Below are 12,841 nucleotides of genomic sequence, written 5' to 3'. Positions count from 1 at the left end.
GGCTCAGGCGTGCGGCACCACGGCCACCGGGCAGCCGGCGTGGTGCAGCACGCCGTGCGCGACGGAGCCGATGCGGGCGCCGACCGCCGTGCGGTGGGCACGGCGGCCGACCACCAGCAGCTGCGCGTTGTCGGCCGCCGCCAGCAGCACCTGGCCCGCGCTGCCGATCTCGACGTGCTCGATCACCGGCACCTCGGGGAAGCGCTCGCGCCAGGGCTGGAGCGCCGCCGTCAGCGCCTTCTGCTCGAACGGCTCCAGACCGCCGGCGTCGTCCAGCAGCCTGAGCGATCCCGGGCTGTAGGCGAACACCGGCGGCAGTGTCCAGGCCCGCACGGCGCGCACGGTGGCGCCGCGGGCGGCGGCCGTCTCGAAGGCGAAGCGCAGCACGTCCGCGCTGTCCTCCGGCTCGCCGTGCTGGCCGACGACGATGTCCCGCCCCGCCGCCTCGGCGCTCGCCTCGCTCCCGGCGCGGACCAGCACCACGGGCCGCGCGGTCTCGGCGATCACCTGCTGGCCGACGGAGCCGAGCAGGAAGCCCACCAGCCTCCCGTGCCCGCGCGAGCCCAGCACCAGCAGCTCGGACCCGGCGGCCGCCTCCAGCAGGGTCCGCACCGCCGGCCCCTCCAGCACATCGGTGCTCACCTGCAGCCCCGGGTGGTGCTCGGTGACCGCGCGGACCGCGTCCGTGACCGCCCGCACCGCCCAGCCCTCCTGCGCCTCCCGGCCCGCCACCTCGGACGGCACCCCCGGCTGGAACTCCCAGGCGTGCACCACACGCAGCGGCAGTGAGCGGCGTACGGCCTCCCGTGCCGCCCAGTGCAGCGCGGCGTGGCTCTCGTCCGTCGCGTCGACGCCTGCCGTGATCGGGCCCGTCATCCGGCCGCCTCCTCGTGTCGCGGTTCGCTTGTGTCTCCCCCAGTCTTCACCCCTACCCTGCCGACATGACCTTGCAGTGGGAGCAGGTGATCGTGGACGCGGCCGATGCCGCGGCCCTGGGCCGCTGGTGGGCCGAGGCCCTCGGGTGGACGGTCGTCAACGACGACCCCGACGAGTTCGAGATCCGTCCGGCACCCGACCTCGTGCCGGGGCTGCTCTTCGTGCCCGTCCCGGAGGCCAAGACCGTCAAGAACCGCCTCCACCTGGACTTCCGCCCCGACGACCAGAGGGCGGAGGTGGAGCGCCTGCTGGCGCTGGGCGCGCGCCGCGCCGACGTCGGGCAGGGCGAGCAGCCGTGGGTGGTCCTGACCGATCCGGAGGGCAACGAGTTCTGCGTGCTCGGCGAGCGCCGCTCCTGAAGCCCGCGCATACCCGAGCGAGGCGGGCGGATCGAACATACGATGGCCACGGACCGGCGCGTCACGAGGGCGTTCCGGGCCGGTGACCGACCTCGGGGTGGGAGTCGTATGGCACAGGCCGCCGACGCAGCGCGGACCGTCATCCTGACCGTGGACGACGACCCGGGGGTCTCCCGCGCCGTCGCCCGCGATCTGCGGCGGCGCTACGGCGAGTCGTACCGGATCGTGCGCGCGGAGTCCGGCGAGTCGGCGCTGGACGCCCTGCGCGAGCTGAAGCTGCGCGGCGACCTGGTCGCGGTGATCCTGGCCGACTACCGCATGCCGCAGATGAACGGCATCGAGTTCCTCGAACGGGCCATGGACGTCTACCCGGGCGCGCGGCGGGTGCTGCTGACCGCGTACGCGGACACCAGCGCGGCGATCGACGCGATCAACGTCGTCGACCTCGACCACTATCTGCTCAAGCCGTGGGACCCGCCGGAGGAGAAGCTCTACCCGGTCCTGGACGATCTGCTCCAGGCGTGGAAGTGCAGCGACTTCAAGCCGGTGCCCAGCACCAAGGTGGTCGGGCACCGCTTCTCGGCGCGTTCCTCGGAGGTGCGGGAGTTCCTGGCCCGCAACCAGGTGCCCTACCGCTGGTACTCCGCCGACGAGCCCGAGGGGCAGCGGCTGCTGGCGGCGGCCGGACAGGACGGGCGGCGGCTGCCGCTGGTCGTCACGCCGGAGGGCGATCCCCTCGTCGAGCCGGACCCGCCCGAGCTGGCCGCCCGGGTGGGGCTCGCGACGACGCCGACCGCCGACTTCTACGACCTCGTCGTCATCGGCGGCGGTCCGGCCGGGCTGGGCGCCGCCGTGTACGGGGCGTCGGAGGGGCTGCGCACGGTGCTGGTGGAGCGGTCGGCGACCGGAGGGCAGGCCGGACAGAGCTCCCGCATCGAGAACTACCTGGGCTTCCCCGACGGGGTCTCCGGCGCCCAGCTGACCGACCGGGCGCGGCGGCAGGCGGCCAAGTTCGGCGCGGAGATCCTCACCGCCCGGGAGGTCACGGGCCTCGAAGTGAGCGGCTCGGCACGCATCGTACGGTTCGCGGACGGGTCGGCGGTCGCCGCGCACAGCGTGATCCTGGCGACCGGGGTGCAGTACCGGGAGCTCCCGGCGCCCGGCACCGACGAACTGGCCGGCTGCGGGGTCTTCTACGGCTCGGCGCTCACCGAGGCCGCCTCCTGCCAGGGGCAGGACGTGTACATCGTCGGCGGCGCCAACTCGGCGGGGCAGGCGGCGATGTACCTGGCGCGGGGCGCCAAGTCGGTGACGCTGCTGGTGCGCGGCCCCTCGCTGTCGGCGTCGATGTCGCACTACCTGATCCAGCAGATCGAGGAGGCGCCCAACATCACGGTGCGTCCCCGCACGGTCGTCGACGCCGCCCATGGCGAGGGCCGGCTGGAGCGGCTCACCCTGCGCGACGTCGACACCGGGGAGTGCGAAGAGGTCGACGCGGGCTGGCTGTTCGTGTTCATCGGCGCCGCGCCGCTGACCGACTGGCTGGACGGCACGGTGCTGCGCGACGAGCGCGGGTTCATCCTGGCCGGGCCCGACCTCACCGCCGACGGGACACCGCCGGCGGGCTGGGAGCTGGATCGGCCGCCGTACCACCTGGAGACCAATGTGCCGGGCGTGTTCGTCGCGGGCGACGCGCGTGCCGAGTCCGCCAAGCGGGTCGCGTCCGCCGTCGGAGAGGGAGCCATGGCCGTGATGCTCGTCCACCGCTACCTGGAGCAGTCGTGAGCGGCACACCGGTGCCGTGCAGCCCGGCGGAGATCGGCTCGCTGTTCCTGTTCGAGAAGCTCTCCGACGACCAGCTCGGCCGGCTGTGCAGCGAGGGCCGGGTGGAGCGGTTCGAGCCGGGCCCGGTGTACGCCGAGGGCGATCCCGCGACCTGCTTCTATGTGATGGTCGAGGGCACCGTGGTGCTTTCGCGGCGGGTCGGCGCGGAGGACGTCGAGGTGACTCGGACCTCGCAGCCCGGGGTGTACGCGGGCGCCATGCAGGCCTACCTCGGGGACCGGGTGCGGCAGGTCTACAACAACTCGATGCGGGTGACCGAGCCGACGCGGTTCTTCGTGCTGCCCGCCGAGACGTTCGCGGCCGTCATGCAGGAGTGGTTCCCGATGGCGGTCCACCTGCTGGAGGGCCTGTTCTTCGGGTCGAAGGCCACCCAGCGGACCATCGGGCAGCGCGAGCGGCTGCTGGCGCTGGGCTCGCTGTCGGCCGGGCTGACCCATGAGCTGAACAACCCGGCCGCCGCCGCGGTACGGGCCACGGCGACGCTGCGCGAGCGGGTGGCGAAGATGCGGCACAAGCTCGCCGTGATCTCCTCCGGGCCGTATCCGCGCGAGGTGCTGGCGGGTCTGATCGAGATCCAGGAGCGCACCGCCGAACGCGTCGGCAAGGCGCCCGCGCTCAGCCCGCTGGAGGCCGCCGACCGGGAGGACGCGCTCACCGACTGGCTCGACGACCACGACATCCCGGAGGGCTGGCGGATCGCGCCCACCTTCGTGCAGGCGGGGCTGGACGTCGACTGGCTGGAGCAGGTGGCGGCGGCCGTGGAGGAGGACATCCTGCCGGGCGCGATCGGCTGGCTGAACTACACGGTCGAGACCGAGCTGCTGATGGACGAGATCGAGGACTCCACCACCCGTATCTCGCACCTCGTCGACGCGGCCAAGCAGTACTCCCAGCTCGACCGCGCGCCCTACCGGGTCGCCGACGTGCACGAACTGCTCGACAGCACCCTGCTGATGCTGTCGGGGAAGATCGGCAAGGACATCGAGGTCGTGAAGGACTACGACCGTACGCTGCCCGGCATCCCCGCCTACCCGGCGGAGCTGAACCAGGTGTGGACGAACCTGATCGACAACGCCGTCGCCGCGATCCACGACACCGGCACCCCGGGCACGCTGACCGTGCGGACGGCACGGGAGAACGACCGGCTGCTGGTGGAGTTCCGCGACACCGGCCCGGGTGTGCCGCCGGAGATCCGCGACCGCATCTTCGACCCGTTCTTCACCACGAAACCGGTCGGCCAGGGCACCGGGCTCGGCCTGGACATCTCCTGGCGGATCGTGGTGAACAAGCACCACGGCGGCATCGAGGTCGACTCCCGGCCCGGCGACACCCGGTTCCGGGTCCTGCTGCCGCTCACCGCGGCGGAACCCGAAGGCGACACCCCACCCCAGGAGGCGGCATGACCCAGGCCGACGGCATCGACCCGACCGCGGCGCCGAGCGGCCCCGGCTGCGTGGAGTGCGAGGCGGCCGGCGGCTGGTGGTTCCATCTGCGCCGGTGCGCGCGGTGCGGGCACGTCGGCTGCTGCGACTCCTCCCCCGCCAAGCACGCCACCGCGCACTTCCGGGCGACGGGGCATCCGCTGGTGCAGAGCTACGAGCCGGGCGAGGACTGGTTCTGGAACTACGCCACCGACGAGCTGTACGAGACCGGGCCCGCCCTCGCTCCCCCGGTCAGCCACCCCGAGGACCAGCCCGCGCCGGGACCGGCCGGCCGGGTGCCGGCGGACTGGGCGCGGACTCTGCGCTGAGCGTCCGCGATCAGCCGGGGGTTCGTGACCAGCCCAGGGTTCGTGATCAGGCGAGCGTTCGTGATCAGGTCGCCGGCGCTGTCGGTGCCGCGTGCCAGGATTGAGTCGTGCCGCAGACCGATGTGACCTCACCGCTCGTCGGCCGGGACCGGGAACTGGCCCGGCTTCTCGGCGTACTGGAGCGTGCCCGGGCCGGTGAGGCGCGGGCGGTGCTGGTCGCCGGGGACGCCGGCGTGGGCAAGACACGGCTGCTGGACGAGGTCGCCGGGCACGCCGCCCGGCACGGCATGCGGGTGCTCACCGGGCACTGCGTGGACCTCGGTGACGTGGGCCTGCCGTATCTGCCGTTCACCGAGATCCTCGGCCGGATCGCCGACGACGAGCGGCTGGCCCCGTACCTGGCCGCGCACTCCGCTGTGGAGCGGCTGCGCGGAGGGGGCGGCGAGGTGCGCGAGAGCGGCCCGGCGCGGGACGCGGACGCGCGGCTGCGGCTCTTCGACGGGATGGCGGCGCTGCTCGCCCGCCTCACCGAGGACGCCCCGGTGCTGATGGTGCTGGAGGATCTGCACTGGGCCGACCAGTCCTCCCGTGAGCTGCTGCGCTTCCTGCTGACCCGCGGCGCGCTCGGCGCGGCCGGGCACCGGCTTGCGGTGCTCGTGTCCTACCGCTCCGACGATCTGCACCGCCGCCATCCGCTGCGCCCGCTGCTCGCGGAGCTGGTGCGGCTGCCCGCCGTGGAGCGGCTGGAGCTGCGGCCCATGCCGGACGCCGAGATGGCCCGGCTGCTGCGGGCGCTGCGCGCGGGCCCGCTGCCGGATGCCACGGTGCGCGGGATCGTGGAGCGCGCCGAGGGCAACGCCTTCTACGCGCAGGAGCTGCTCGCCGCCACCGACGCCGAGGCGCCGGGCGTGCCGAGCGCCCTCGCGGACGTGCTGCTGATCCGGGTGGAACAGCTGCCGGACACCGCGCAGCAGGTGCTGCGCACCGCCGCCGTCGCCGGGCGCCGGGTGGAGCACGACCTGCTGCGGGACGCGGTGGGGCTGCCCGAGGAGGCGTGGGAGGCGGCGCTGCGCGAGGCCGTCGGCCGGCAGCTGCTGGTACCGGGCGAGAAGGACACGTACGCCTTCCGGCACGCCCTGACCCGTGAGGCCGTCTACGCCGACCTGCTGCCCGGTGAGCGGGCCCGGCTGCACGGCAGGTTCGCGCGGCTGCTCGCCGGGCGCGGGGACACGGGCGGTGAGAGCGCGGCGGAGCGCGCCCATCACTCGCGGGAGAGCCACGATCTGCCCGAGGCGCTCGCCGCCTCGCTTGAGGCCGCCGACCACGCCCGGCGGGTGGGGGCGCCGGCGGAGGAACTGCGGCATCTGGAAGCCGTACTGGATCTGTGGTCCGCGGTGGACGCGGCGGACCGGCCCGCCGGGGAGGGCACCGACCGGGTCGCGCTGACGCTGCGCGCCTCGGCCGCCGCCGCGCACGCCGGGGAGGCGCACCGGGCGGTGGCCCTGACCCGGGCGGCGCTGGCCGGCATCGGGCAGGACGCGGACTCGGAACTGGCGGCCCGGGTGCGGTACACGCTCGCCGGGAACCTGCTGACCGTCGACAACCTGACCGCCGCCTTCTCCTACAGCAGCGAGGCGCTCGCGCTGATCCCGGAGGAGCCGCCGTCGCGTACGTGGGTGTGGGCGGCGGCCACTCATGTGATGGCGGCCCGTCAGGTGGGCGAGTCGGAGGCCGCGTTGCGGGTGGCGCGGCGGGCGCTGCGTGCGGCGGAGCGGCTGGGGGTGGCGGACGCGCGGGCCGATCTGCTGATCTCCCTGGTGGGGCTGGAGGGCGGTTCGCGCCGTACGGCCGAGGGCCGGAAGCGGCTGGCCGAGGCGCGGGAGCTGGCACGGCAGGCGGGCAACGCCCCGGTGGAGATGCGGGCGCTGTTCCAGCTGGCGCTCGGCTGCTTCGAGTCGGGCGCGTTCGCCGAGAGCCTGCCGTGGGTGACGGAGGGGCTGCAGCGGGCCCGCGACGCCGGGCTGCTGTCCTCGCCGTATCCGCTGGAGATGCGCTATCTGCGGCAGCTGCTGCTGTACACGCTGGGCCGCTGGGACGAGTGCCTGCGGGCGGCGGACGGGGCCGGGGCGGTGCCCGCGGCGGGCGGTTACACGGTGGGTCCGGCGCTGTATGTGGCGCTGGCGCGCGGGGACGCGGGGGCCGCCGAGCGGGCGCGGGCGCTGCTGGACGGTCCGTTCGACTGGATGGCCACGCTGGTGGCGGGGATCGCGCTGACCGACGCCGCAGCGCTGCGGGGCGATGCGGAGGCCGCGGTGGAGCAGGCGCGTGCCACGGTCGCGGCGCTCACCGTAGACGCGGGCACCTGCCCGGACGTGGCGGTGCGGCTCGCCGCGCTGGCGCTGTCCGCGGTCGCCGATACGGCCGCCGGGCTGCGCTCCGGCGGCGACGCGGCAGGGGCGGGGCGGTGGGAGCGGGTGGCGACCGAGCTGGTGGAGCTGGCGCGTCGGGCGGCCGGGCACAGCGAGGCGGGGCCGCCGCAGGGGCCGGAGGGCCAGGCGTGGCTGGCGCGGGCCGAGGCGGAGGGGATACGGGCCGTGTCCGGTCCGGACGCGGCCGCCTGGGAGAAGGCGGTCGTCGCGTTCGAGTACGGCGATGTGTACGAGCAGGCGCGCTGCCGGCTGCGCTGGGCCGAGTCGCTGCTCGCCGAGGACCGGCGTGCCGAGGCCGCCGTGCAGGCCGGCGCGGTGCGCGAGACGGCCGTGCGGCTGGGCGCCGCGCCGCTGCTGGAGCGGGTCGAGGCCCTGGTCCGGCGTGGCCGGCTCGCGGACGCCTCGCAAGCCGGAGGTTCGCCGGCCGGCTCGCCGTTGACGGCGCGTGAGCAGGAGGTGCTGGCGCTGCTCGCCCGGGGCCGCAGCAACCGCCAGATCGGCGAGGAGCTGTTCATCACCGGGAAGACGGCGAGCGTGCACGTCTCCAACATCCTGGCCAAGCTGGGCGCCGCGAGCCGCACGGAGGCGGTGGCGATCGCCTACCGGGACGGACTGCTGACGCCCGAGCCGAGCACCTCCTGACTCCCCCGGGGACTCCTCGGGTGACGCGGCCGCCGTCGTCGCACATCTGACGCGACGTCGACCATAGGCCCGGATTGTCGCTTTTCTTGATTTTCGCCGCGATACTGTGCGCGGCCACGCCGCCCTGTTCCGACGGGCGGTCAGATGTGGCTCCGGCACAGCCTCGTGACGAGACGAAAGGCCATGCATGATCCCGGCAGCCCTGCGCAGAGGTACGGCACTGGGGGCGGTCGTACTGTCCCTGCTGACGGTCCCCGCCCACGCCACCACCGAGTCCACCGCACCTTCCGCCGCACCGGCGAGCACCCTGCCGCGGCCCGACCTCGCCGGGCTGCGCGAGGTACTGCGCACGGCACAGCGCCAGGGCGCACCGGGCGCGATGGCGCGCATCGACGACGGCGACTCGGTGCTGAGCGCGGCCGTGGGGGTGGCCGACCGGGCGACCGGCCGCGCCCTCGCGGACGCCGACCGCTTCCGCGTCGGCAGCATCAGCAAGACCTTCACGGCCGTGGTCCTGCTGCAACTGGCCGACGAGGGCAAGCTGGACCTCGACGCGTCCGTCGACCGCTACCTGCCGGGGCTGCTGCCCGACCGCCGGATCACCGTCCGGCACGTGCTCAGCCACCGCAGCGGGCTGTACGACTACACCAACGACATGTTCGCGCAGACCGTGCCCGGCTTCGAGGCCGTGCGCACCAAGGTGTTCACCTACCGGGAGCTGGTGGACCGTTCGCTGCGGCACGCCCCGACCGGGCAGCCCGGCGGCGCCTACTCCTACTCCAACACCAACTTCGTGGTGGCCGGCATGCTCGTGGAGAAGCTCACCGGCCGGCCGGTGGCCACCGCGTACCGGGACCGCATCTTCACCCCGCTGAAGCTGCGCGACACCTTCTACGTCCACCCCGACACCGCGCTGCCGGGCCGCCACGCCCGCGGCTACCTCACCCCGGACGCGCCGGGCGCCGCGCTGGTCGACGCCACCCGGCAGACCGTGTCCTGGGCCCAGAGCGCGGGCGCGATCATCTCCAGCACCCGGGACCTGAACACCTTCTACTCGGCGCTGCTGCGCGGCAAGCTGACCTCCGCCACGCGACTGCGGCAGATGCGGAGCTGGGTGCCGGCCGGCACCGCGCAGGCGTACGGGCTGGGACTGCGCCGCCGTGACCTGTCCTGCGGGGTGTCGGTGTACGGGCACACGGGGGCCGTCCAGGGCTACTACAGCTACGCGTTCACCTCCGCCGACGGCCGGCGCAGCCTCGCCGCGCTGGCCGACACCTCCAACAACGGGGCCGTGCACACGACGATGCTGCGCACCCTGGAGTCGGCCTTCTGCGGGGCGCCGGCGAAGGCCCGCCGCGACGCCGTCACGGAACGGCCCGAGGACGCGGCGGTCACCGGCCACCGGTGAATTTCGCCGTGTGCCGGAACGCGAGGCAACCCACGCGAGTGATACGGCGTCTTCACGGGCGGCACCACCCCGCCGCCCCGGCCCGTCCCCCCTGGGCCGGGGCGGTCGCCTGTCCGCCGCCGAGGCCGCGACGAACGCGGGACGGCGTCGCGTTGAACAAAGGACAGCGTTCGCGGGCGTGTTGAACGGACCTCGTCCCCGCCGCCGTACCTCAGAGAAAGGTGCGAGGCGGGGTTCAGCGAGGGATGACCATGGTCGAGGCGCACGGCTCCACCCACACGTCGGTCGCCGGGAGGTACCGGCTCCTCGGCGTGGTGCACGAGGAGAGCAACCGCGTCTGCTGGCACGGCGAGGACATGGCGGCCGGGCAGCCGCGTCTGCTCACCCGGACCGGGCTGCCGGCCGCCGGGCCGGACGAGGACGGGCGGACGCGCTCGCGCCGCGTCACCGAGCGCGTCCTGCGGACGGGCGAGACGATGGCCCGGCTGTGCCCGGACCGCGTCCCGGCGGTCGTCGACGCCGTGTGCGAGGCGGACGCCCTGTGGACGGTGACGGAGTGGACGCGGGGCACGCCGCTCGGCGAACTCCTCGCCCGCGAGGGGCCGTTGCCTCCGGTGCGGGCGGCGCACATCGCACTGGAGCTGCTGGACGTGCTGGAGGCCGCGCACGCGGAGGGCATCACGCACGGCGAACTGAGCCCCGGGCAGGTGCTGGTGCGCGAACACGGCCCCGTAGCGGTCACCGGGTTCGGGCTGGCCGGCGCGACACTGAGCCCGCGCATCGCGGCACCGTCGTACGCCTCACCGGAACAGGCGCGGGACGAGCGGATCGGTCCGGCCGCCGATCTGTGGGCGCTCGGCGCGCTGCTGTACACGATGGTCGAGGGCCGGCCGCCGTACCGGGAGCGCGACCGGCCCGAGGCCACGCTGCAGGCCGTGGACCGGCTGCCGCTGCGCACTCCCCTGCGCTCCGGGCCGCTGACCCGGGTGGTGCAGGGACTGCTGCGCAAGAACTCCCGGGAGCGGCTGACCCGCCCGGTGGTCCGCGAGCTGCTCGTCCGCGTCCTGCACGAGGACCCGGACGCGGCCCCGCCCGCCGCGCCCACCGTGCCCCCACCCCGGCCGCACCGCGCCGCCGCCTTCCCGGCGAGCCCGGCGTGGCGCGGGCGGCGGGTGGCGCTGGGTGCCGCGCTGACCGTGGCGGTCGCGGTGGCCGCCACGGCGCTCCTCCTACGGCACGGCCCGGCCCCGGCCGACTCCGCGCGGCCGCCGCTGCGCTCCCCCTGGCCCCGTCGTCGGCGGCGCCCGCAACGAGCGCGCAGCCCCGGCCGTCGGGCAGCGCCGCACCGGAGCTGCCGGACGGCTACCGGCTGTACCGGGCGCCGGAGGGCTTCTCGGTGGCGCTGCCGGACGGCTGGCGGCGGCTGCGCACCTCCCCGGGGCAGGGCCGCGCGTACCGGGTGGTGTTCGGCATGGCGGGCGACGCGCGCACGCTCGCGGTGACCTACAGCGAGCGTGTGGGTGCCGACCCGGTCGCCGTCTGGCGGGACGACGTGGAGCCGGGGCTGCGGCAGGCGGACGGTTACCGGCGGCTCGGGCAGATCCGGGCGGTGACCTACCAGGGCCGCCGGGCCGCCGACATGGAGTGGCTGACGACGGCCGACGGCACGCGGGTGCGCACCTTCGGCCGCGGCCTCGTCCTGGGCGGCGGCCGAGGGTTCTCGCTCCGCTTCACGGCCCCCGAGGCCGACTGGGACGAGGCCGGACGGCGGCAGATGCAGGAGGTCGTCCTGCGCACGTTCCAGCCGGCCTCGGCCTCGACCTCGGGATGAGCGGGGCTGTCAGGACGAGGGCGCCCGCAGCGAGCGCAGCGGCCCGCTGCGCAGCGGCACGGTGGTCCAGCGCGCCGTGAAGGTCCCCTCGGCCAGGGAGCAGGTGACCCGCAGATGGTGCGGCGTCTCCAGGAAGGCCAGGTCCACATCGAGGGTCCCGGCGTCGGTCCATCCCCCGCTGACGGCGATCGGCGCCGGCTCCTCGGCGACGGCCCAGCCGGCGTCCGGCGCGAGCCGCAGCGGCAGCACCTGGCCGCCCTCGGTGAGCGCGATCGTCCAGCCGTCCGCGCCGGCGGTGAGCGAGATCGAGGTGAGGCCGGGCTGATCGGCGCACTTGCCGCCCCGCGGGGTGAACACGGCGCCCTGCCAGGCGTCCGTGTCCTGCGGCGGCGCGGGCTTTCCGGCGGCCGGGGGCAGCGCCAGCCCGGCGAGCCGCTCGCGCAGGGCCGCGTCCGCCCGCTCCCGCCCCTGAAGCGGCGCGGTCCGGAACGCGGGCACCAGATGCTCCCAGACCAGGTCGAGCAGCGCCTGCATGTCCGCACTCTGCGAGGTGATGGCGATGACGGCGTCGTGTTCGGGCAGCACCAGGCAGAACTGGCCGTAGGCGCCGTCCCCGCGGTAGCCGTGCCGGGCCATCCAGAACTGCAGGCCGTAGCCGAGGTCCCAGTCGCCGCCGGACATGGCGCCGGCCGTCGGGATGTGGGCGCGCGTGGCCTCGGCGACCCACTCCTCCGGCAGCACGCGCCGGCCCTCCCACAGCCCGCCGTCCAGGTACAGCTGCCCGAGGCGGGCGATGGCGTCGGACGTGGTGTGCAGTCCACTGAAGCCCAGTTCCCGGCCGCGGCGGTCGTGGTGCCAGGCCGCCCGCCCGATGCCGAGCGGGTCGAACAGCCGGGGCCGCAGGTACTCGGTGAGGGTCTGGCCCGTCACCCGCTGCACGATCGCGGCGAGCGTGTACGTGGCCGGCTGGTTGTAGGCGAACACGGTCCCGGGATCGCGCTCGGGCGGCAGCAGCAGGAAGCCGTGCAGCAGGTCGTCCGGGTCGAGGGCGCGGGCCCTGTCGAAGGTCTCGGCGAGGTGCCCGCTGGCCATCGACGCCACGTGCCGCACCAGCATGGCGCGCACGCGGGGATCGGTGACCTCGTCCGCGTACTCGGGGAAGTAGGAGATCACCGGGTCGTCCAGCCGCAGCAGCCCTTCGGCGGCGGCGAGGCCGGCGGCCGTACTGGTGAAGCTCTTGCTCAGCGAGTACAGCAGGTGGAGCCGGTCGGGGGTGTACGGCGCCCACCAGCCGGAGGCGACGAGCCGCCCGTGCCGCAGGATCAGCAGGCTGTGCGGCTCGATGCCGGGGGCGGCCTCGACGGCGTCGAGGAAGGCGTCGACACCGGCGGCGTCGACTCCCTGCGCGGCGGGGGCGGAGGCGGGCAACGGGCGTGGGATCATGCTGGGCATCCTGCCCGGTGTGCGCCGAATGTTCGAGAGGGCGTTCTGGCCCCGATGGCCTGATTCCCCTCCCGTTTTCACTCCCGCCCCACGGGGACTCGGGGCGCATGGTGCAAATCGGATACACGATGATGACCGAGCAGGCCGGCCCGCGTGAGCTGGTCGACCACGTGGTGCGGGCCGAGCAGGCGGGCTTCG

10 protein-coding genes are annotated in these 12,841 nt (G+C 74.8%); 8 read left to right on the top strand and 2 right to left on the bottom strand.

Annotated elements, in window-relative coordinates:
- Positions 1–3: 3 nt before the first annotated feature.
- Positions 4–876, bottom strand: a complete 873-nt coding sequence (locus C3489_RS32630) for a universal stress protein (protein WP_103785732.1) — start codon at positions 874–876, stop codon at positions 4–6.
- Between the two features lie 65 nt (positions 877–941).
- On the opposite strand from C3489_RS32630, the gene C3489_RS32625 reads away from it, so the two are divergent.
- The 8 genes from C3489_RS32625 to C3489_RS40095 all read left to right on the top strand — a co-directional run bounded on the left by C3489_RS32625 (position 942) and on the right by C3489_RS40095 (position 11,200).
- Positions 942–1,295: a VOC family protein gene (locus tag C3489_RS32625; protein ID WP_103785731.1), complete on the top strand. Its 354-nt coding sequence runs from the start codon at positions 942–944 to the stop codon at positions 1,293–1,295.
- 108 nt (positions 1,296–1,403) lie between these two features.
- Positions 1,404–3,080: an FAD-dependent oxidoreductase gene (locus C3489_RS32620; protein ID WP_103785730.1), complete on the top strand. Its 1,677-nt coding sequence runs from the start codon at positions 1,404–1,406 to the stop codon at positions 3,078–3,080.
- Positions 3,077–4,543, top strand: a complete 1,467-nt coding sequence (locus C3489_RS32615) for an ATP-binding protein (RefSeq protein WP_103785729.1) — start codon at positions 3,077–3,079, stop codon at positions 4,541–4,543. Before C3489_RS32620 ends, C3489_RS32615 begins: the two co-directional genes overlap by 4 nt.
- On the top strand, positions 4,540–4,890 hold the full coding sequence (locus C3489_RS32610; RefSeq protein WP_103785728.1) for a UBP-type zinc finger domain-containing protein: 351 nt from the start codon (positions 4,540–4,542) through the stop codon (positions 4,888–4,890). The genes C3489_RS32615 and C3489_RS32610 overlap by 4 nt, the downstream gene beginning before the upstream one ends.
- Positions 4,891–4,997: 107 nt before the next feature.
- Entirely contained in the window at positions 4,998–7,961 is a 2,964-nt protein-coding gene (locus C3489_RS32605; RefSeq protein ID WP_103785727.1) for a helix-turn-helix transcriptional regulator, read from the top strand.
- A 187-nt stretch (positions 7,962–8,148) separates the two neighbouring features.
- Complete coding sequence (locus tag C3489_RS32600; RefSeq protein WP_103785726.1) at positions 8,149–9,369, top strand: serine hydrolase; 1,221 nt, start codon at positions 8,149–8,151, stop codon at positions 9,367–9,369.
- Between the two features lie 245 nt (positions 9,370–9,614).
- Positions 9,615–10,871, top strand: a complete 1,257-nt coding sequence (locus tag C3489_RS32595) for a protein kinase (protein ID WP_374936798.1) — start codon at positions 9,615–9,617, stop codon at positions 10,869–10,871.
- A complete protein-coding gene (locus C3489_RS40095) occupies positions 10,841–11,200 on the top strand; it encodes a serine/threonine protein kinase (protein ID WP_374936797.1) in 360 nt (119 codons plus the stop codon). Before C3489_RS32595 ends, C3489_RS40095 begins: the two co-directional genes overlap by 31 nt.
- 9 nt (positions 11,201–11,209) lie before the next feature.
- On the opposite strand, the gene C3489_RS32590 is transcribed toward C3489_RS40095, so the two are convergent.
- Complete coding sequence (locus tag C3489_RS32590; RefSeq protein ID WP_103785725.1) at positions 11,210–12,643, bottom strand: serine hydrolase; 1,434 nt, start codon at positions 12,641–12,643, stop codon at positions 11,210–11,212.
- Positions 12,644–12,841 lie beyond the last annotated feature (198 nt).

It is taken from the genome of Streptomyces sp. Ru71, assembly GCF_002920535.1.
Taxonomy (GTDB): Bacteria; Actinomycetota; Actinomycetes; order Streptomycetales; family Streptomycetaceae; genus Streptomyces.
This window is presented reverse-complemented; position numbering and strand designations above follow the sequence as displayed.